The sequence below is a fragment of the Mesorhizobium sp. genome (assembly GCF_017306585.1).
In the GTDB taxonomy this organism is placed as follows: domain Bacteria; phylum Pseudomonadota; class Alphaproteobacteria; order Rhizobiales; family Rhizobiaceae; genus Mesorhizobium.
The window spans coordinates 33,649-50,688 of sequence record NZ_JAFKIC010000129.1 but is presented as its reverse complement, the minus strand read 5'-3'; the positions used below and the strand labels follow the sequence as shown (position 1 = coordinate 50,688).

At 65.1% G+C, this 17,040-nt stretch carries 19 protein-coding genes; 13 read left to right on the top strand and 6 right to left on the bottom strand.

Features of this window, described 5'->3' with window-relative positions:
• The first annotated feature begins 66 nt into the window (after positions 1-66).
• The 7 genes from J0I79_RS12360 to J0I79_RS12330 all read left to right on the top strand — a co-directional run bounded on the left by J0I79_RS12360 (position 67) and on the right by J0I79_RS12330 (position 6,590).
• A complete protein-coding gene (locus tag J0I79_RS12360; protein WP_292858363.1) occupies positions 67-489 on the top strand; it encodes a hypothetical protein in 423 nt (140 codons plus the stop codon).
• Between the two features lie 11 nt (positions 490-500).
• Entirely contained in the window at positions 501-812 is a 312-nt protein-coding gene (locus J0I79_RS12355; RefSeq protein WP_292858351.1) for a sarcosine oxidase subunit delta, read from the top strand.
• Positions 809-3,802 carry a sarcosine oxidase subunit alpha gene (locus tag J0I79_RS12350; RefSeq protein ID WP_292858348.1) on the top strand — a complete coding sequence of 998 codons (2,994 nt, stop codon included), beginning with the start codon at positions 809-811 and terminating at the stop codon, positions 3,800-3,802. Before J0I79_RS12355 ends, J0I79_RS12350 begins: the two co-directional genes overlap by 4 nt.
• Positions 3,795-4,376 carry a sarcosine oxidase subunit gamma gene (locus J0I79_RS12345; protein ID WP_292858344.1) on the top strand — a complete coding sequence of 194 codons (582 nt, stop codon included), beginning with the start codon at positions 3,795-3,797 and terminating at the stop codon, positions 4,374-4,376. The genes J0I79_RS12350 and J0I79_RS12345 overlap by 8 nt, the downstream gene beginning before the upstream one ends.
• Before the next feature lie 58 nt (positions 4,377-4,434).
• Positions 4,435-4,674 (top strand): hypothetical protein, encoded by a 240-nt coding sequence (locus tag J0I79_RS12340; protein ID WP_292858341.1) that lies wholly within the window; start codon positions 4,435-4,437, stop codon positions 4,672-4,674.
• Positions 4,675-4,752: 78 nt separating this feature from the next.
• Positions 4,753-5,538: a ThuA domain-containing protein gene (locus J0I79_RS12335; protein WP_292858338.1), complete on the top strand. Its 786-nt coding sequence runs from the start codon at positions 4,753-4,755 to the stop codon at positions 5,536-5,538.
• Positions 5,539-5,540: 2 nt separating this feature from the next.
• A complete protein-coding gene (locus J0I79_RS12330; protein WP_292858360.1) occupies positions 5,541-6,590 on the top strand; it encodes a Gfo/Idh/MocA family oxidoreductase in 1,050 nt (349 codons plus the stop codon).
• 49 nt (positions 6,591-6,639) lie between these two features.
• On the opposite strand, the gene J0I79_RS12325 is transcribed toward J0I79_RS12330, so the two are convergent.
• The 6 genes from J0I79_RS12325 to J0I79_RS12300 all read right to left on the bottom strand — a co-directional run bounded on the left by J0I79_RS12325 (position 6,640) and on the right by J0I79_RS12300 (position 11,004).
• On the bottom strand, positions 6,640-6,888 hold the full coding sequence (locus tag J0I79_RS12325) for a DUF680 domain-containing protein (RefSeq protein ID WP_292858335.1): 249 nt from the start codon (positions 6,886-6,888) through the stop codon (positions 6,640-6,642).
• Between the two features lie 201 nt (positions 6,889-7,089).
• Positions 7,090-7,734 (bottom strand): TetR/AcrR family transcriptional regulator, encoded by a 645-nt coding sequence (locus tag J0I79_RS12320; RefSeq protein WP_292858332.1) that lies wholly within the window; start codon positions 7,732-7,734, stop codon positions 7,090-7,092.
• Positions 7,735-7,841: 107 nt separating this feature from the next.
• On the bottom strand, positions 7,842-8,618 hold the full coding sequence (locus J0I79_RS12315; RefSeq protein WP_292858329.1) for an SDR family oxidoreductase: 777 nt from the start codon (positions 8,616-8,618) through the stop codon (positions 7,842-7,844).
• Between the two features lie 14 nt (positions 8,619-8,632).
• Positions 8,633-9,667, bottom strand: coding sequence for a phosphotransferase family protein (locus tag J0I79_RS12310; protein ID WP_292858326.1), 1,035 nt, complete (start codon positions 9,665-9,667; stop codon positions 8,633-8,635).
• Complete coding sequence (locus J0I79_RS12305; protein WP_292858357.1) at positions 9,664-10,149, bottom strand: MaoC family dehydratase; 486 nt, start codon at positions 10,147-10,149, stop codon at positions 9,664-9,666. Before J0I79_RS12305 ends, J0I79_RS12310 begins: the two co-directional genes overlap by 4 nt.
• 39 nt (positions 10,150-10,188) lie before the next feature.
• Positions 10,189-11,004 (bottom strand): SDR family oxidoreductase, encoded by an 816-nt coding sequence (locus J0I79_RS12300; RefSeq protein WP_292858323.1) that lies wholly within the window; start codon positions 11,002-11,004, stop codon positions 10,189-10,191.
• Positions 11,005-11,123: 119 nt separating this feature from the next.
• On the opposite strand from J0I79_RS12300, the gene J0I79_RS12295 reads away from it, so the two are divergent.
• The 6 genes from J0I79_RS12295 to J0I79_RS12270 all read left to right on the top strand — a co-directional run bounded on the left by J0I79_RS12295 (position 11,124) and on the right by J0I79_RS12270 (position 17,036).
• On the top strand, positions 11,124-12,365 hold the full coding sequence (locus J0I79_RS12295; protein WP_292858320.1) for an acyl-CoA dehydrogenase family protein: 1,242 nt from the start codon (positions 11,124-11,126) through the stop codon (positions 12,363-12,365).
• 56 nt (positions 12,366-12,421) lie between these two features.
• On the top strand, positions 12,422-13,459 hold the full coding sequence (locus tag J0I79_RS12290; protein ID WP_292858317.1) for a zinc-binding dehydrogenase: 1,038 nt from the start codon (positions 12,422-12,424) through the stop codon (positions 13,457-13,459).
• A gap of 212 nt (positions 13,460-13,671) precedes the next feature.
• Positions 13,672-14,838: a glycosyltransferase family 87 protein gene (locus J0I79_RS12285; protein ID WP_292858314.1), complete on the top strand. Its 1,167-nt coding sequence runs from the start codon at positions 13,672-13,674 to the stop codon at positions 14,836-14,838.
• Positions 14,831-15,814 carry a glycosyltransferase family 2 protein gene (locus J0I79_RS12280; RefSeq protein WP_292858311.1) on the top strand — a complete coding sequence of 328 codons (984 nt, stop codon included), beginning with the start codon at positions 14,831-14,833 and terminating at the stop codon, positions 15,812-15,814. The genes J0I79_RS12285 and J0I79_RS12280 overlap by 8 nt, the downstream gene beginning before the upstream one ends.
• A complete protein-coding gene (locus J0I79_RS12275) occupies positions 15,811-16,629 on the top strand; it encodes a ChbG/HpnK family deacetylase (protein WP_292858308.1) in 819 nt (272 codons plus the stop codon). Before J0I79_RS12280 ends, J0I79_RS12275 begins: the two co-directional genes overlap by 4 nt.
• Positions 16,626-17,036: a GtrA family protein gene (locus J0I79_RS12270; RefSeq protein ID WP_292858305.1), complete on the top strand. Its 411-nt coding sequence runs from the start codon at positions 16,626-16,628 to the stop codon at positions 17,034-17,036. The genes J0I79_RS12275 and J0I79_RS12270 overlap by 4 nt, the downstream gene beginning before the upstream one ends.
• Positions 17,037-17,040: the final 4 nt, after the last annotated feature.

Below are 17,040 nucleotides of genomic sequence, written 5' to 3'. Positions count from 1 at the left end.
CACCATCGAGCGCTTCCGCACCGGCCGCCTCATCGACGAGGCGGCGGCGGCGGCCGTAGCGCACTGATGATGGCCGAGCTGGCTGTCGCGATGCCGCTGGTGCTGGCGGGGGAACAGGGCATGTTCCACATGCCGACGCCTGAGGAAGTGCGTCTGCAGCCGATCAGCCGCGCCGGCAACGAGACGGGCTGGCCGTTTTCGGCCGACGAAGGAACGCTTGCCTGTGTCTGGGCCGCTGGCCAGAAGGTCGTCATGTTCTTCGAAGGCAGGCCGCATGGGCTTGACGAGGATGAGGATTTCAAGCCGCGCGGCGTCATCGTCACGACAGATCCGGTGCAACTGACCCTCGGCAACATCGCCAACCGGGCCCTGTTTCGCGATTCCGCCGATGTGGCCGAACGTCTGCGGCTCGTCGCGCCGTTCGTGACCGTGGGCCAGAAGCTTTGCGATCAACCTCCCGGCGCGCGTGTCGGCCACGGCGAATTGTAGGAACAAACAGAATGCTTCTCATCCGCTGCCCCTATTGCGAGGAAGAGCGTCCGGAACTCGAATTCCGCAATGCCGGCGAGGCGCATATAGCGCGCTCGGGCAACATTGCCGGCGAGAGCGACGACGATTTCGAAAAGTTCTTCTTCATCCGCTCCAACCCCAAGGGCATCATCTATGAGCGCTGGCGGCATATTCATGGCTGCGCGCGCTTCTTCAACGCGGTGCGCGACACGGTCACCGACAAGTTCGTCATGACCTACAAGGCGGGCGAGCCGAAACCCTCCAAGTTGCCCAAAAACGGCAATGAAGGAGTCGCCAAATGAGCGGCGCGTTCCGTATTCCCGCCGCCGGCCGCCTCAAGCAGGCCAAGACCGCGCGGTTCTCCTTCGACGGCCAGTCCTATACCGGCATCGAGGGCGACACGCTGGCTTCCGCGCTGCTTGCCAATGGCGTGCATCTGGTCGGCCGTTCCTTCAAGTACCACCGTCCACGCGGCATCCTGTCGGCCGGCGCGGAGGAGCCGAACGCGCTGGTGCAGATCGTACGCGACGATGCGCGCAAGACGCCGAACGTGCGCGCCACCGTGCAGGAGCTCTATGACGGTCTTGCCGCCAATTCGCAGAACCGCTGGCCGTCGCTGTCCTTCGACGTCGGGGCGGTCAACGACCTGGCGTCGCCGATGTTCTCGGCCGGCTTCTACTACAAGACCTTCATGTGGCCGAAGGCTGCCTGGAAGAGCCTCTACGAGCCCAAGATCCGCGAGGCCGCCGGCCTCGGCGTTTCGCCCGACCGGCCCGACCCGGACCATTATTCCTCGCGCTACGCCCATTGCGACGTGCTGGTGCTGGGCGGCGGCGCGGCGGGCATCGCGGCGGCCCTGGCGGCGGCCGAGACCGGCGTGCGCGTCATCCTCGCCGACGAACAGGCCGAGTTCGGCGGCAGCCTGCGTTTCGAAAGTGGCGCCAGGATCGATGGCCAGGATGGTTTCGCCTGGGCGCAGGGCGCGGTGGCAAAGCTCGCCGCCATGGACAATGTCCGTGTTCTGCCGCGCACGACGGCCTTCGGCTATTACGCGCAGAATTTCGTCGGCCTGGTCGAGCGCGTCAGCGATCATCTGAAGGCTCCCGGCCACGACCTGCCGCGCGAGCGGCTGTGGCAGGTCAGGGCAAAGCGCGTGGTGCTCGCCTCCGGCGCCATCGAGCGCCACATGGTGTTCGCCAACAATGACCGGCCTGGCGTCATGCTGGCTGGTGCGGCGCGCACCTTCCTCAACCACTACGGCGTCGCGGTCGGCAGGAATGTCGGTGTCTACACCGCCAATGATTCCGCTTACGCGGCGGCGATCGACCTCAAGAAGGCCGGCGTCAATGTCGCGGCGATCGTCGATCTGCGTGACAACCCGACCGGCCCGGTGATCGACGAGGCGAGGGCGCTCGGCATCGAGATCAATTTCGGCCGCGCGGTGATCCGCGCCGGCGGCAAATTGCGCGTGTCTTCGATGACCGTGCAGCCGAAGAATGGCGGCGGCGAACGCACCATTCCGGTCGACGCGATCCTGATGTCGGCCGGCTGGACGCCGTCGGTGCACCTGTTCTCGCAGTCGCGCGGCAAGGTCGCCTTCAACGACGAGACTAAGCGCTTCGTGCCGGGCACCTATGCGCAGGACTGCGTCTCGGTTGGCGCCTGCAACGGAACCGACGGCCTGTCGGGGACGGTAGACGAAGCCTATGCCGCTGGCGCCAAGGCGGCGAAGGATGCCGGCGCGAAGGCGGGCAAGGGCTCGAAGCCCAAGGTCGACGCCTCGGAAAGCTGGTCGCGTGGCATGCTGGGCGCGGCGCCCGGCGCCGGGCCGGATACGACGGTTAAAGCGTTCGTCGATTTCCAGAACGACGTCACCGCCAAGGACATCCGCCAGGCGGTGCATGAGGGCATGCGCTCGATCGAGCATGTCAAGCGCTTCACCACCAACGGCATGGCGACCGACCAGGGCAAGACCTCGAACATGCACGGCCTGGCGATCGCAGCCGAGACGCTGGGCAAGCCGATCCCCGAGGTCGGCCTCACTACGTTCCGCGCGCCCTATACGCCGGTCACTTTCGGCTCGATCGTCAGCCATGCGCGCGGGCCGCTGTTCGACCCGACACGCAAGACGGCGATCCATCCGTGGGCCGAGCGCCAAGGCGCCGTGTTCGAGGATGTCGGCCAGTGGAAGCGCGCCTGGTATTTCCCCAAGGGCGGCGAGGACATGCATGCGGCGGTCGACCGCGAATGCGTCGGCGTGCGCACCAATGCCGGCCTGTTCGACGCCTCGACGCTGGGCAAGATCGAGGTGGTCGGGCCCGATGCGGCGAAGTTCATGGAGCTGCTCTACACCAATCCGTGGGAGAAGCTGGAGCCCGGCCGCTGCCGCTACGGCATCATGCTGCGCGAGGACGGCTTCATCTATGATGACGGCGTCGTCGGCCGCCTGGCGCCCGACCGTTTCCATGTGACGACGACGACGGGCGGCGCGCCGCGCGTCATGAACCACATGGAGGACTACCTCCAGACCGAGTTCCCGCATCTCAATGTCTGGCTGACCTCGATCACCGAGCAGTGGGCGGTCATCGCGGTGCAGGGGCCGAAGTCGCGCGACATCATCGCGCCGCTGGTCGAAGGCATCGACATGTCGGACGAGGCGCTGCCGCATATGTCGGTGCGCGAAGGCAAGATCTGCGGCGTGCCGACCAGGCTGTTCCGCATGTCGTTCACCGGCGAGCGGGGCTTCGAGGTCAACGTGCCGGCCGACTATGGTCAGGCGGTTTGGGAGGCGCTGTGGGCCGAAGGTCAGAAGCATGGCGCCGTCGCCTACGGCACCGAGGCCATGCACGTGCTGCGCGCCGAGAAGGGCTATATCATCGTCGGCCAGGACACCGACGGCACCGTCACGCCGAACGACGCGGGCCTTGACTGGGCCGTCGGCAAGAAGAAGACCGACTTCGTCGGTATCCGGGGCATGATGCGCCCCGATCTCGTCGCCAAGGGCCGCAAGCAGCTCGTTGGCCTCAAGACCAAGGACCCGAAGGTGGTGCTGGAGGAAGGCGCGCAGATCGTCGAGGATCCCAGGCAGCCGATCCCGATGAAGATGATCGGCCATGTCACCTCGAGCTATTGGTCGCAGAATTGCGGCCGCTCCATCGCGCTGGCGCTGGTTGCCGGCGGTCGCGACCGGATGGGCGACACGCTCTATGTGCCGATGCCTGATGGGGTGATCGAAGTGGAGGTTACCGGCATGGTGTTCTTCGATGAAACGGGAGGCCGCCTCAATGGCTAAGGCCGCTGCAAAGACCGCCGCCGCGACTTCGCCGTCGGCGGAACGCCGCCCGGCATTGGCCGGCCGCTCGACTTCTGCGACCGGCGTCAAGGTCGAAGTGCTGGCGCCGGCGGAGCGCATGTCGCTGCGCGCGCCGGAGGCTTCGCTTGCCGCCCTGTCGAAGGCGCTCGGCGTGACCTTGCCGAAGCAGCCGAAGACATCGGCGACGAAGGGTGGGCGCACCGCGATGTGGCTCGGCCCGGACGAATGGCTTGTCATCGACGAGGCCGGCAACGACCCGCTCGCCGACTGCGCCGGGGTTTCGGCCCTGCACTCGGCGGTTGGCATCTCGCACCGCAACATCGGGATATCGGTTGTCGGTCCTGCCGCAGCTGCTGCGATCAACTCCGGCTGCCCGCAGGATCTGTCGCTCGACGCCTTCCCAGTTGGGGCCGCGTCGCGCACCATTCTGGGCAAGGTCGAGATCGTGCTGTTGCGCACGGCTCAGGATGCGTTCCGGGTCGAGTGCTGGCGTTCCTTCTCGGACTATGTCTTTACTTTCCTGTCCGAGGGTGCCCGCGACGCCGCTGGCTGACCCCGGAACGTTTGCCGCGCGCGTCCGTTGTGCGGCGACAGGTCGAGGGAGAATGCCGATGCCGTCGAAGTCCGCGCCGAAGCCGCCCACGAAGAGGACAGCGAAAACCGCGGCGGTCCGATCGCTCGAGCATGAGCGGCATCACGAGGCCGATGCCGAGGAGGAACTCGAAGAGGGCCTCGAGGATACTTTTCCCGCCAGTGATCCGGTGTCCGTCACCAGTTCGGCCATTCCCGGTGCGCCGGCCAAGCCCGGCAAGGCCAAGACCGTGCCCGGGCGCAAGACCCGCAAGCCCTGATCCGTTGAAATTTTGATTGGGAGGCATCTTCCCAAGGTCTCGCCTGATAGGGTATTCAAAGCGCTTTGGAGAGGAAAAATGCGTGTCAAAGCCGTTGTCTGGGGCGAGAACGTCCATGAGCAGACCAATGCCGCCGTACGCGACCTCTATCCGCTGACCATGCATGGCACGATTGCCGCCGCGCTCAACCAGGACAAGGGCATCGAGGCGACCACCGCGACCCTGCAGGAGCCGGAGCACGGCCTGAGCGAGCAACGACTGGCGCAAACCGATGTCCTGCTATGGTGGGGTCATGCCGCGCATGGCGAGGTGAAGGACGAGATCGTCGAGCGCGTGCAGAAGCGGGTCTGGGAAGGCATGGGGCTGATCGTCCTTCACTCCGGCCACTATTCGAAGATATTCAAGCGGCTGATGGGCACGCCCTGCTCGCTGAAATGGCGTGAGGCGGGCGAGCGCGAGCGCGTCTGGGCGATCAACCGCAGCCATCCGATCGCTCAAGGCATCGGCGAATGCCTGGAGATCGGCGAGACGGAAATGTATGGCGAACCCTTCGCGGTGCCGGAGCCGCTGGAGACGGTATTCATCTCCTGGTACGAGGGCGGCGAGGTGTTCCGTTCGGGGCTGACCTACCAGCGCGGCGCCGGCCGCATCTTCTACTTCTCGCCAGGTCACGAGACCTATCCGATCTACCACAATGAGGGCGTGCAGCAGGTGCTGCGCAATGCCGTGCACTGGGCGCACAACCCGGCGCCGGCATGGTCCGGCATCACCAATGCGCCCAACGTGCCGACCGACAAGGCCAAGGAGAAGATCGTGCAGAAGGGCCTGCGTCTGCATGCCGACGGCCACAAGGGCTTGAGTTGATGGTGCACCGCCTGCTTCTGCTCGGCACCGGCGGCATTGCCGGGCACCATGTCGAGGAATTCGCCGGGCTTTCCAATTGCAGCATCGTTGCCTGTGTCGATCAGGTGCCGGGTCGCGCGGCGACGTTCGCCGCCGACAACAAGATCGGCGCTTCCTTCGAGAGTCTCGAGGCGGCGATCGCCTGGGGCGAGTTCGACGCCGCCATCAACGCGACGCCGGACGGCGTGCACAGGGCAACGACGCTGGCCCTGATTGCCGCGAAAAAGCATGTCTTCTGCGAAAAGCCGCTGGCGCCGAACCATGCCGACGCGCTTACCATGACCGAGGCCGCGGAAGCTGCCGGCGTCGTCAACATGGTCAACCTGACCTACCGCAACTCGCCCGCCATCCAGGAAGCGCGGCGCATGGTGCAGGCCGGCGAGATCGGCGACTTGCGGCATGTCGAGGCGAGTTACCGGCAGAGCTGGCTGGTCAGCAAGTCCTGGGGCGACTGGCGGGTCGAGGGCAAATGGCTGTGGCGGCTGTCGAGCCGGCACGGTTCGACAGGAGTGTTGGGCGATGTCGGCATTCACATCCTCGACTTCGCCACCTATGGCGCGGCGCAGGACATTGTCAGCCTGCACGCCGATCTGGTGACGTTTCCGAAGGCCGAGGGCGAGCGGATCGGCGATTATGTTCTGGATGCCAATGACAGCGTGGCGATGACGGCGCGGCTGAAGTCAGGCGCATTGGCGACGATCATGGCCAGCCGTTTCACCACAGGCCATGCCAATGATCTGTCGCTGGCGCTGCACGGCACCATGGGCGCCATCAAGGTCGAGACCGACGGCAAGGCGTCGAGCCTGTCCGCTTGCCTTGGCGAGGATGTCGACCAACAGCGCTGGCGCACGCTCGCGCTGCCGGACGTCAAGCGCAATGCCCGGCGTTTTGCCGATGCGCTGGATGCGGGGCGGAACGGCGATCCATCCTTCAGGCGCGCCGCTGACATGCAGAAGCTGATCGACGCGGCCTTCGAGAGTTCGGCGGCCAGGCTGCCGGTGTCGATCAGCTGAAGTCCATCACCTGGCCGGCTTGTGCCGGCCAGACAGTGCTTTACCCGTCTTAGAACGTGCTCGGCACGATCCACGGATTGATGCTGATGCCCAGGCGCGGGCCCTTGCCCTCAGCGGTGTTTTCCGTGGCGCCCTTCTTCTCGACCGAACCGGTCGAGGTGCAATCGAGCTTCACATTGCTTTTGGTGTCGACGCAGGCCGCGGCGGCCGGATGCTTCACCGGCTGAGTGGCGCCGGCGGCAAAAGCCGAGCCGGAAAGGGCCAGAACGGCGGCGAGGGTGAGGAGGGTCTTTTTCATGGTCAGTCTCCAGTTCGATCGTTGAATTTTTTCCGTACATGTACGATGTAACGTACACATACGACTGGAGATGGCGATTTTCAAGATGAAAAACGTACATGTACGATGAAATTTTTTGAACGCCGAAAACTGCGGCGCGCCGGCATTGTCACGCGGGCAATCCCGATGGGGTCATCAGTCAGCTGGAATTGGAGATATCGTTCAGCAGTTGACCGGCGTCTCGGTCAGCGGCGGCACATCCTTGGTGCTGAGCGAGGCGAGCGTGAAATCGCACATCCGCTTCACGAAAGCCTGCGGGTCACCGAAGGGGTAGAACGGAAAGGTGATCAGCAGCGAGATCGTGCCGTGTCCCACCGCCCATAGCATGGTGGCGATGGCGCGCGGATCGCCCTGCAATTTGCCGGCGGCGACGCAGGCCTCGACCCGTTTGATGAGCACTTTCATCGCCGGGTTGCCTTCCTCCATGTCCTCGTAGCTCCTGCCTTCCGGCAGTCTGGTCTTTTCGGTCATGAAGACGGTGCGGTATTCATTGGGATTGCCGAGGCCGAAGGCGGCATACTCGGTCATCACCGCCTGCAAGGCCTCGATCGGATCGTCGGAGGGATGCTCCTCGATGCGCCGTGCCAGCGTCTCGAAGGCGTCCTCGGCGAGCGCGAACAGGATGTCCTGCTTGTCGGCGAAATAGGAATAGACCGACATCGGCGCATAGCCGACCCGCTTGGCGAGCTTGCGGATGGTCAGGCCTTCATAGCCTTCTTCCTGGACGAGCTTGTGGGCGGCCTCGACAAGCTCAGTGCGCAGTTCGGCCTTCTGTTTCTCGCGGCGTTTCTGGACGCTCAGCGGCAATTCGGGTGCCCTTGTATTTGTGGTGCTTGTATTTGTGGTGCCTGGCTAAATTATATACGCTGTACGGAAACGAACAAGGGCACCTTCCGGTTCCCGGACGGCAGGCATCAGATGGCGCCGATGCCGCCGTCGACAGCGAGCGCATGGCCAGTCATGAAGGAATTGGCCGGGTCGGCGGCGAACAGGATGGCGGTGGTGATTTCATCGACTTCCGCCACCCGCTTCATCGGCACGCCGCGCGTCAGTTCGGCCAGGGCTTCCGCTTCCGGCGCGCCGGAAATGCGCACGAAACCGTCCACCATCGCCGTCCTGGTGTGGGCGGGGCAGATGGCGTTGATGCGCAAGCCCTTGCTCGCATATTCGACCGCCGCCGAGCGGGTCAGGCCGATGACGCCGTGCTTGGCGGCGGCATAGACCGAGAGCTTCGGGGCACCGGACAGTCCGGCGGCCGAGGCGATGTTGACGATGGCGCCACCCCTACTGGTCGCCTTGAACTGCCGCTCCATCTGCGGGATCTGGTGCTTCATGGCATAGAAGACGCCGAGCAGGTCGATTTCCAGCACGCGGCGGGCGTCGTCGGAGGGAACCTGCGGCAGGCGGACGAAACTCTGGACGATACCGGCATTGTTGACGGCGACATCCAGCCGGCCGAATTTCTCGACCGCGAGCCTGACCAGGTCCTCGGACAGGCTTTCCTCCGCGATATCGCCCGCCAGGATCGCAGACTCGGCGGGAAGCTTGCCGGCAAGATCGGCAAGTGCCTCTTCATTGATGTCGGACAGAACCAGCCGCGCGCCTTCGGCGGCGAAGCCGTTCGCCGCGCCTCTGCCCAGGCCGCCCGTGGCGCCTGTGATCAGCACTGTCATCCCGGCAAAGCGCGCCATCGCGGTTCCCTCCGTCAACTATCCTTGTCGATGAGCCCGGCGGCGAGATGCGAAAGCAGCTTCACCGCCTCGCCATAGGTTTTGGCCTTTTCGGGATTGGAGGCGTTGCCGTCCAGCGCCCGTTTGTAGACACCCTGGCAGATCGCGGCCAGCCGGAAGAAGGAGAAGGCGAGAAAGAAGGTCCAGTTGCCGATGCCGGCGAGCCCGCGCCGCCGGCAGTAAGCGGCGACATAGTCCTCCTCGGAGGGCAGGCCGAGCGCTTGCCGGTCGACGCCGCCCAGGCCGCGAAAGCCGGACGCGTGCGGCAGGCGCCACTGCATGCATTGATAGGCGATATCAGCGAATGGATGACCTGACGTCGACAGTTCCCAGTCGAGCACCGCCAGCACCTGAGGTCGGTCCGGCGCGAAAATCAGATTGTCCAGCCGGTAGTCGCCATGCACCAGCGAGACGAGGCCGTCATCGGCCGGTACGTGTGTCTCCAGCCAGGCGATCAGCCTGTCCATGTCGGCGATGGCGCCGGTCTCGGAAGCACGGTACTGGCTGGTCCAGCGGGCAAGCTGGCGTTCGAAATAATTGCCCGGCCGGCCGAAATCGCCGAGCCCGACGGCGGCGACATCGACATCGTGCAAGGCCGCGAGCGTGCCGTTCATGGCGTCATAGATTGCGGTGCGTTCGTCGTTGCCGCGCGCCTCGGGCAGGGCCGGATCCCAGAAGATGCGGCCTTCGACGAAATCCATGACATAGAACATGCGCCCGATCGGCGAGGCCTCGGCCGAAAGATGCAGCATGCGCGGCACCGGCACGGCGGTGCCGGCCAGCGCCTTCATCACCGTGAACTCGCGGTCGACCTGATGCGCGGATTTCAGCAACTGTCCCGGCGGCTTGGCGCGCAGCACGTAACGGCCGCTCGCCGCCGTGACGAGATAGGTCGGGTTCGACTGGCCGGACTTGAACTTTTCGATTGCCTCAAGCCGGGAAAAGCCCGGGATTTGCGCCTCGAGATATGGCGCGAGCGCTGCCTGGTCGAGCGCGTTCGGGTCGCTCATGCGGTCTCGGGCTGGCGCTCGATCAGGGTCAGCGTCAGCCAGCGGGCGGTGAGCGCCGGCTTTTTCGAACCCTCGATCTCGATCGTCACGTCATGCGCCGTCTGCACCCAGCCCGACGGCCTGACCTTGACCTCGGCCAGCACGAAATGGGTGCGGATGCGCGAACCGGTCTTCACCGGCGCCAGGAAGCGCAGCGAATCGAAGCCGTGATTGACGCCCATCTTGCTGTTTTCCAGCGGCGGCATGGTCTCGAACGTCATGGCCGAGAGCAGCGACAGCGACAGGAAGCCATGCGCGATGGTGCCGCCGAACGGCGTCTCGCGCTTGGCCCGCTCGGGATCGCAATGGATGAACTGGTGGTCGTCCGTGGCATCGGCGAACTGGTCGATCATGCGCTGCGTCACCACGCGCCAGGGCGATACGCCGACCTCCTTGCCGACACTGGCCAGAAGCACATCGAGACTGATCGGTTCCACGCTCATGTCCTCCAGTTCACCGCCGGCTTCTGCGGCCGGCAAATGTCATTCCTTGAACAGGGTCAGCCCATGCTGCACCGACTGTCCGCCGTCAATCGGCAGGATGGCGCCGGTGACGTAACTGCCCGCACGGCTGCACAAATAGAGCGTTGCGCCGGCAATGTCATCCGGCGCGCCGATGCGGCCGATCGGAACATGGGCCCCGACATGCCTGGCCTGCTCTTCGGTGCCGGTGGCAAAGGCCGTCATGCGGCTCTGGAAGGGGCCGGGGGCAAAGGCGTTCACGGTGATGCGGCGGGCGGCGAATTTCAGCGCCAGGGTGCGCGTCAGATGGTGCACGGCGGCTTTGGATGCAGTGTAGGAATAGGCGTCGTCGGCGAGCGGCTGTGTGCCCATCACCGAGCCCAGATTGATCACCCGGGCCGGATCGGCGTCGCTGGCGGCTGCTTCGAGCAGCGGCAGCAGTTCGCGCGTCAGGTGGAAGACGGCGGTGACGTTGACCCCAAACACCTTGGCCCAGGCATGATAGGGAAAGCTGTCGAGCGGCGCGCCCCAGGACACGCCGGCATTGTTGACCAGAATATCCAGTTTGGCGGTGCGCGCCTTGACCTCACCGACCAGCGCGGCAATTCCAGCCTCGCTGGAGACATCGCCGGCAAAGCCCTCGGCCCGGCCCGAAGCGCCAAGCTCGTTCAACTCGGCGGCGACCTTGACGCAGTCCTCGCCCTTGCGCGAAGCGATCATCACGTTGGCGCCGGCCTTGACCAGCGCGGTCGCAACCATGCGTCCGATGCCGGTGGCGGCGCCCGTCACCAGGGCGGTCTTGCCGGTTACCGAAAACAGGTCGTCCAGATAACTCATGACAATCCCCCGCGTGCTGCCCCTGTGTTCGGGCAGAGTTCGCGTTGACAAGGCTAGCCGAAGTACGGTCATCCTTGCCACAGGCAAAATGCCTGGCATGCATGAAGGGTTAGCGAGCGATGACGCAGATGGATCTCGGCATGACCGAGCGGCTGAAGCCGATCCACGCACGCGTGGCGGCCATGGTGCGCGACGAGATCATGCCGCTCGACAAGGAGTTCCTGGGCGAGGTCGGCAAGGACGGCGACCGCTGGACGTACAGCAAGCGCCAGACCGAGATACTCGAAGGATTGAAGAAGACAGCGCGCGGGCGCGGGCTGTGGAATTTCTGGCTGACCGGCTCTGAGCGCGGCTACGGCCTGTCCACCGTCGAATACGCCTATCTGGCCGAGGAGATGGGCAAGGCGCATCTCGGCGCCGAAACCTTCAACTGCTCGGCGCCCGACACCGGCAATATGGAGGTTCTGGAACGCTACGGCACGGCCGAGCACAAGCGGGACTGGCTCGAGCCGCTGCTGGATGGAAGGATCCGTTCAGCCTATCTGATGACCGAGCCGGATGTCGCCTCCTCGGACGCCACCAACATCGCGATGCGCTGCGAACGCCGGGGAGACGACTATGTGCTTAACGGCGAGAAATGGTGGGCTTCGGGCGCCGGTGATCCGCGCTGCGCCATCTACATTGTCATGGTGCGAACCGGCGGCGACGAGGCGCCGCAGCATCGCCGCCATTCGATGATCCTGGTGCCATCGGACACCAAGGGCGTGACCAAGGTCCGGGCCATGCGGGTCTATGGCGACGATGACGCCCCACACGGCCACATGCATCTTCGCTTCGACAATGTGCTGGTGCCGGTTTCCAACCTTATCCTTGGCGAGGGCAGGGGGTTCGAGATCGCGCAGGGCCGCCTCGGGCCAGGCCGCATCCACCATTGCATGCGCGCGATCGGCCAGGCCGAGATGGCGCTGGAGATGCTGTGCCAGCGTTCTGTCCGTCGAGAAGCCTTCGGCCAGCCCCTGGCGAAGCTTGGCGCCAATTTCGACATCATCGCCGAATGCCGCATGGAGATCGAGATGGCCAGGCTGCTCTGCCTCAAGGCGGCGTGGATGATCGACCAGGGCGACGCGCGCGCCGCGGCGCCTTGGATCAGCCAGATCAAGGTGATCGCGCCGCGCGTCGCGCTGAAGGTCACCGACGAGGCGGTGCAGATGTTCGGCGCGCAAGGCATCAGCCAGGACACGCCGCTTGCCCGTTCCTGGACGCATCTCAGGACACTGCGCCTCGCCGATGGGCCGGATGCCGTGCACCGGCGCCAGGTGGCGCGCACCGAGCTGAAGAAGTACACGCAGGAAAAAGTCTGAGCGGGGGTTCGGCAAACCGCAGGGTCTTTGGGCCCGGCAAACAAGGAGTGTCATCGATGACCATCCCGTCCGAAATGAAAGCGCTTCTCCTGGTCGGCGACGGCTACACCAGGACGCCGAGCGGCAGCGCGCTGGAAGCGATGGAGCCCTATCTGGCGCCCAGCAGCATCGGCGTGCCGACGCCCGGACCGACGCAAGTGCTGATCAAAGTCAGCCTCGCCTCGATCAATCCATCCGATGTCGCCTTCATCAAGGGCCAGTACGGCCAGCCTCGCGTCAAGGGCCGGCCTGCCGGCTTCGAGGGTGTCGGGACGGTCGTCGCCAGCGGCGATGAAGCCTATCCCAGGAGCCTGGTCGGCAAGCGCATCGCCTTCGCCACGGGGCTGAGCAACTGGGGTTCGTGGGCGCAATACGCCGTCGCCGAGGCGGCAGCCTGCATTCCGCTTCTCGACACGGTGCGCGACGAGGACGGCGCGGCGATGATCGTCAATCCGCTGACCGCCATCGCCATGTTCGACATCGTCAAACAGGAAGGCGAAAAGGCCTTCATCATGACCGCCGGCGCCAGCCAGCTCTGCAAGCTGATCATCGGGCTGGCCAAGGAGGAGGGGTTCCGGCCCATCGTCACCGTACGCCGCGACGAGCAGATCCCGCTTCTGAAGGAGATCGGCGCCGCCCATGTGCTCAACGAGAAGGCGGCGGAGTTCGAAGCCGCTTTGCGCGAGGTGATGAAGGCCGAGCAACCGCGTATCTTCCTCGACGCCGTGACCGGACCGCTGGCGTCAGCCATCTTCAACGCCATGCCGAAGCGTGCGCGCTGGATCATCTACGGCCGGCTCGATGCCGATGCCACCGTGATCCGCGAGCCCGGCCAGCTGATCTTCCAGCACAAGCACATCGAAGGCTTCTGGCTGAGCGAGTGGATGCGGCAGTTCAAAGACCGGCGCGGTCCGGCGATCCTGGAGGCGCAGAAGCGTTTTTCCGACGGGCGCTGGTCGACCGACGTGACAGCCGTCGTGCCGCTCGACGAGGCCATGGCGCGGCTGCCGGGGGAACTCGCCAAGCCGAACGGCAAGGTTTTCATCAGGCCCTGATGCCGCTCCAGGAGGTGGCCTGAGTCAGGACCTTCGAAGGCGCTTCCTCGCCCTTGCCTCGCGATGGCGCAGCCTCAGGGGCGGCACGCGAAGTTGATTGCCGTGGCGCTCAGCCCCTATGCCACTTCGCTTTGTCCGTGATATGCCGCCGCCATCGAAATGCCGGACGGCGCGGGCAAGGGCCCACCGTAGAATGGTATAGGGTGCCTTTGATGACGATGTCCAAGCCGGTTTTCGACCGTTTGGGGTTGAGCCTGTGGATCGGGGCGTTCCTGGTCGTTCTTGTCATGGTCCTGCTGTCGCCGGACACGCGTTCGGTCCTGCCGGCCTACAGATATGGCAGTCAGCAATTCCTGGCAGGCGGGCCGCTCTACAATGTCCAGTCCGAGATGGGATATCTCTACGCGCCGGCCTTTGCCGCGCTCTATGTCCCGCTGTTAAAACTCGGCCCGCACCTGGGCGGCCTGGTGTGGCACATCGTCGGCTTCTCGGTCTTGACCTATGCGGCGATGCGGCAAGTGCGCAAACTCGGCGGCACGGAATTGCCATGGCTGCTTTCCTTCGGGCTCTTCCTTGCCTTGCCGATGGCGTTGGGCGCGATCCGCAACGGCCAGGCGACGATCCTTCTGACCGGCGCCTGCTGGCTGCTCACGCTGTCGGCGCTCGAAGGGCGGCGCGCCGAAGCCTTCTTCTGGGCGTCCGTCGCCATCATCGCAAAGCCCACCGCCATCATCATGCTGCTGCTGGTCGGAGCCCTGCGCCTGCGGCTGATACCGGTGCTGGTGCTGGCGGTGCTGTTCGTGCTCGCCTTGCCTTATGCCTTCGCACCCGCCGGCTATCTCAACGACCAGTATCGCGTTTTCGCCGGGATGCTGACCTCGATGGCGGTCGACAACACCAGCCATTTCGTTCCGACCGATTTCACGGCGCCGTTCACCAAAATGGGCCTGCCGATCCCGGACCTTGGCGCCACGATCATACGCACCGTGATGGCGCTGTTCACGCTTTCGGCCGTGCTCTGGTTCGACCGCAGGCTCGACCGGGGACCGGCTGGTCTCGCCATCTTCCTGACGGCCGCGTTCTACATGTGCGTCTTCAACCCGCGCGTCGAGCCCAACACCTATGCCATGATCGCCGTGCCCGCCGGCCTCGCTATCGCCTTGTTGTGGCGCGAGGAGCGCGGCGGCGTGCTGGCCTCGGTGCTGTCGGCGGTCCTGTTCCTGACGGGGCTGACCAGCGTCGAACGCCACATGCATGAATTCTTCTACCCCTGGTTCCGCCCGATCGCGGTCACCGCTATTGCCGGTTTGCTGATCTGGTGGTTCTGGGCCAAGGCGCGCAACAAGGCGTTGAATGAGGGGTCTGTGGCAAATGGCTGAATCGCGGCCTGTTCTCGATATCGTCGCGCCCTTCCTGAACGAGGCGCAGTCGGCTTCGGCATTCGCGGCGCTGCTCGACAGGCTGGAAGCCGCCGTGTCGCAGCGTTTCGGCATGGCCGTGCACAAGATACTGGTCGATGACGGCAGCCGCGACGATGGTGTCGCGCGGTTTTCGCAGGCGCTGACAGGCTCGTGGGAGATCGTGCGGCTCAGCCGCAATTTCGGCAAGGAAGTCGCGGTGCTCGCCGGTCTCGACCAGACACGCGGCGACATGGTGCTGATCATGGATTCCGACCTGCAGCATTCCATGGACATCAGCCTGAAGATGATCACCGAGCTGGTCGACGACCCGGAGATCGACGTCGTCTATGCGCAGAACGACCGGCGCGAGGCGAGCTGGCGGCGCAGCCAGCTGGCGCGGCTTTTCTACAGCCTGATCAATTCGAGCCAGCGTTTCGACATCCCGGAGAATGCCGGGGATTTTCGCGTCATGCGCGGGTCCGTAGCGCGGGCGATCACCACCTTGCGCGACAAGCGGCGCTTCAACAAGGGTCTGTTCGCCTGGGCGGGCTTCCGCCAGAAGGCGATACCCTATTCGCCGGAAAACCGCGCCAGCGGCACGTCGAAGTGGAGCCGGCTCAACCTGATCGCCTTCTCGCTGGAAGGGTTCACCTCGTTTTCGGTCATTCCGCTGCGCCTGATCAGCCTCAGCGGATTGCTGGCGGCGCTGGCGGGCGCCGTCTATGGCGCCAAGGTATTCTTCGAGGTGATGTTCTACGGCATTGCCGTCCCGGGCTATCCCAGCCTGCTGGTCGCCGTCGTGCTGCTCGGCGGCCTCAACCTCACCTTGCTCGGGCTGATCGGCGAATATGTCTGGGTGACGCTTTCGGAAAGCAAGGACCGGCCGGTCTATATCGTGCGTGATGTCGTGCGCGGTGAAGGTTCGGCGAGGCTGCCGGGCAAGCCCGAGGCATGACACGGCGTATCCGCCTGATCGCTGATGATTATGGGCTGGCCCCCGGGGTTTCGACAGCGATCCTCGATCTGCTCGAGCGCGGCCGCCTGACCGGCACCAGCTGCATGACCGGCTTTACGGAATGGGAGGAAGCGGCGAGGCGGATAAAGCCGCTGTGCGGCCACGCGGCCGTCGGGCTGCACCTGACCCTTACCGATCAGCAGGCCGTAACGGGCCGATCGAGCCTGGCGCCCGAAGGCCGGCTGCCACCGCTGCGAGCGCTCGCATTGCCGGTCGTGCGCGGCCGTGTCGAGGAGCGGGATGTCCATGCCGAACTCGACGCGCAGCTCAGCCGCTTCGTCGGGGTGCTCGGCCGTCAGCCCGACTTCATCGACGGGCACCAGCACGTCCACTTCCTGCCTGTCGTGCGCAAATGGCTGCGGATGCGTTTTTCGGAAGGCTCAGGCCGTCCGCCGCTGCGCGGCTCCCCGGCCCTCGGCGATGCAGCGGTGGCGCCGAAGATCGCGGCGATCGCCGCGGTGGCCGCCGGCTTCAACCGGTCGATGGCGCGCGCAGGCTTCACGATCATGGAACCGCTCACCGGCATTTATGACTGGAAGCAGCCCGACAGGTTCGCTCCCTTGCTGCAGGCCGCGGTCGAGACCCTGGGGGAAAACGGCCTGTTCATGTGCCATCCCGGCCATGTCGACGACACGTTGCGCGCGCGCGATCCGATGCAAAGCGTGCGCGAGGTGGAATTCTCGGCTCTTGCCTCGGACGCGTTCGGCGCAAGCCTGGCCCGGGCCGGCGCCGAGATCATGGACGGCAGGGGATGAGCGGCGCCGAGCAGACCGGACGTTCGACCGGCAGCAAGATCATCCGCTTTGCCATCGTCGGGCTCGCCAACACGGCAATCGACCTTGCCGGCTTTTTCCTGCTGCTCAAGCTTCACGTCCCGCCGCTGCCCGCCAACATCGTCTCGTGGTCTATCGCCGTCATCTTCTCCTTCATGGCGAACGGCTTCTGGTCGTTCGAGCGCAATCATGCCATCCGGCTGCGGGACGCCTTCCTGCGCTTCGTCTCGCTCGGAGCGCTGATTTCGCTCGGCGTCTCCAGCCTGTCGATCGCGCTCTTTGCCGGCCCTGCCGGGGTGTGGCCGGCGAAGGTCGGCGGCGTCATCGTGGCGGCGGTGCTGAATTTCCTCGCCGCGCGCTGGTCGATCGAAGGCAAGGTGCTGAAATAGGTCC

Bases quoted from the DNA above. Each gene is read 5' to 3' on its own strand.
- J0I79_RS12360 (WP_292858363.1), top strand. From the start codon at position 67: ATGATGGCCGAGCTGGCTGTCGCGATGCCGCTGGTGCTGGCGGGGGAA.
- J0I79_RS12355 (WP_292858351.1), top strand. From the start codon at position 501: ATGCTTCTCATCCGCTGCCCCTATTGCGAGGAAGAGCGTCCGGAACTC.
- J0I79_RS12350 (WP_292858348.1), top strand. From the start codon at position 809: ATGAGCGGCGCGTTCCGTATTCCCGCCGCCGGCCGCCTCAAGCAGGCC.
- J0I79_RS12345 (WP_292858344.1), top strand. From the start codon at position 3,795: ATGGCTAAGGCCGCTGCAAAGACCGCCGCCGCGACTTCGCCGTCGGCG.
- J0I79_RS12340 (WP_292858341.1), top strand. From the start codon at position 4,435: ATGCCGTCGAAGTCCGCGCCGAAGCCGCCCACGAAGAGGACAGCGAAA.
- J0I79_RS12335 (WP_292858338.1), top strand. From the start codon at position 4,753: ATGCGTGTCAAAGCCGTTGTCTGGGGCGAGAACGTCCATGAGCAGACC.
- J0I79_RS12325 (WP_292858335.1), bottom strand. From the start codon at position 6,888: ATGAAAAAGACCCTCCTCACCCTCGCCGCCGTTCTGGCCCTTTCCGGC.
- J0I79_RS12315 (WP_292858329.1), bottom strand. From the start codon at position 8,618: ATGGCGCGCTTTGCCGGGATGACAGTGCTGATCACAGGCGCCACGGGC.
- J0I79_RS12310 (WP_292858326.1), bottom strand. From the start codon at position 9,667: ATGAGCGACCCGAACGCGCTCGACCAGGCAGCGCTCGCGCCATATCTC.
- J0I79_RS12305 (WP_292858357.1), bottom strand. From the start codon at position 10,149: ATGAGCGTGGAACCGATCAGTCTCGATGTGCTTCTGGCCAGTGTCGGC.
- J0I79_RS12300 (WP_292858323.1), bottom strand. From the start codon at position 11,004: ATGAGTTATCTGGACGACCTGTTTTCGGTAACCGGCAAGACCGCCCTG.
- J0I79_RS12295 (WP_292858320.1), top strand. From the start codon at position 11,124: ATGACGCAGATGGATCTCGGCATGACCGAGCGGCTGAAGCCGATCCAC.
- J0I79_RS12290 (WP_292858317.1), top strand. From the start codon at position 12,422: ATGACCATCCCGTCCGAAATGAAAGCGCTTCTCCTGGTCGGCGACGGC.
- J0I79_RS12285 (WP_292858314.1), top strand. From the start codon at position 13,672: ATGACGATGTCCAAGCCGGTTTTCGACCGTTTGGGGTTGAGCCTGTGG.
- J0I79_RS12280 (WP_292858311.1), top strand. From the start codon at position 14,831: ATGGCTGAATCGCGGCCTGTTCTCGATATCGTCGCGCCCTTCCTGAAC.
- J0I79_RS12275 (WP_292858308.1), top strand. From the start codon at position 15,811: ATGACACGGCGTATCCGCCTGATCGCTGATGATTATGGGCTGGCCCCC.
- J0I79_RS12270 (WP_292858305.1), top strand. From the start codon at position 16,626: ATGAGCGGCGCCGAGCAGACCGGACGTTCGACCGGCAGCAAGATCATC.